This is a genomic window from Micromonospora sp. LOL_013, assembly GCF_048060315.1.
Classification (GTDB): domain Bacteria; phylum Actinomycetota; class Actinomycetes; order Mycobacteriales; family Micromonosporaceae; genus Micromonospora_E.
Genome location: NZ_JBHMIQ010000088.1, coordinates 1 through 1,532, shown reverse-complemented (window position 1 = coordinate 1,532; position 1,532 = coordinate 1). Strand labels below are relative to the sequence as shown.

1 protein-coding gene is annotated in these 1,532 nt (G+C 64.0%); it reads left to right on the top strand.

Annotated elements, in window-relative coordinates; translation table 11 throughout:
• Positions 1–60: 60 nt before the first annotated feature.
• On the top strand, positions 61–1,532 hold a 1,472-nt coding region (locus tag ACFHWS_RS28425), incomplete at its 3' end, for an IPT/TIG domain-containing protein (protein WP_416569570.1).

Sequence of the window (1,532 nt, the reverse complement as noted above, 5' to 3'; positions counted from 1 at the left end):
GCGCCGCCGACTGCGTCGTCGATTGATCCGGATTCTGGTCCGCAGTCTGGTGGTCAGACGGTGACGATCACTGGTTCGGGTTTTGTGCCGGGTGACACGGCGGTGACGTTTGACGGGTTGCCGGCCACTGATGTGGTGGTGGATCCGTCGGGTACGTCGTTGACGGCGGTGACTCCGGCGCATGCGCCTGGTGTGGTGGATGTGGTGGTGACCACTGATGGTGGTTCGACTGATCCGTTGGCGTACACGTATCTGGCTGATGGTTCGGATGCGGTGGTGACGGGTCTGGATCCTGATTTCGGGCCGACGTCTGGTGGTACCACGGTGACGATTACTGGTTCGGGTTTCGCTGGGGCGACCGGTGTCACGTTTGATGGCGTGGCGGGTACGGGGTTCGCGGTGAATCCGGCTGGTACGGAGATCACGGTGGTGACTCCGCCGGGTGCTGCTGGTCCGGCTGATGTGGTGTTGGTGTTCCCGGCTGGTACTGCGGATGCGGGGATCTTCACCTATGTGCCGCCGACGATTGATTCGGTGGTTCCGGATTCGGGTCCGAACACGGGTGGTACCACGGTGACGGTCACGGGTTCCGGGTTCACCGGGGCGACTGATGTGACGTTCGGTGGTGTGCCGGGGACTGATCTGGTGGTGGATCCGTCGGGTACGTCGTTGACGGTGGTGACGCCGCCGGGGCCGGTGGGTCCGGTTGATGTGGTGGTGGTGCTGCCGGGTGACGACGCGGTCGCTCCGGACGGCTTCACTTATGTCGTCGCGCCGCCGACGGCGTCGTCGATTGATCCGGATTCTGGTCCGCAGTCTGGTGGTCAGCCGGTGACGATCACGGGTACGGGGTTTGTGCCGGGTGACACGTCGGTGACGTTTGATGGGTTGCCGGCCACTGATGTGGTGGTGGATCCGTCGGGTACGTCGTTGACGGCGGTGACTCCGGCGCATGCGCCTGGTGTGGTGGATGTGGTGGTGACCACTGATGGTGGTTCGACTGATCCGTTGGCGTACACGTATCTGGCTGATGGTTCGGATGCGGTGGTGACGGGTCTGGATCCTGATTTCGGGCCGACGTCTGGTGGTACCACGGTGACGATTACTGGTTCGGGTTTCGCTGGGGCGACCGGTGTCACGTTTGATGGCGTGGCGGGTACGGGGTTCGCGGTGAATCCGGCTGGTACGGAGATCACGGTGGTGACTCCGCCGGGTGCTGCTGGTCCGGCTGATGTGGTGTTGGTGTTCCCGGCTGGTACTGCGGATGCGGGGATCTTCACCTATGTGCCGCCGACGATTGATTCGGTGGTTCCGGATTCGGGTCCGAACACGGGTGGTACCACGGTGACGGTCACGGGTTCCGGGTTCACCGGGGCGACTGATGTGACGTTCGGTGGTGTGCCGGGGACTGATCTGGTGGTGGATCCGTCGGGTACGTCGTTGACGGTGGTGACGCCGCCGGGGCCGGTGGGTCCGGTTGATGTGGTGGTGGTGTTGCCGGGTGATGACGCGGTCGCTCCCGACGGCTTCAC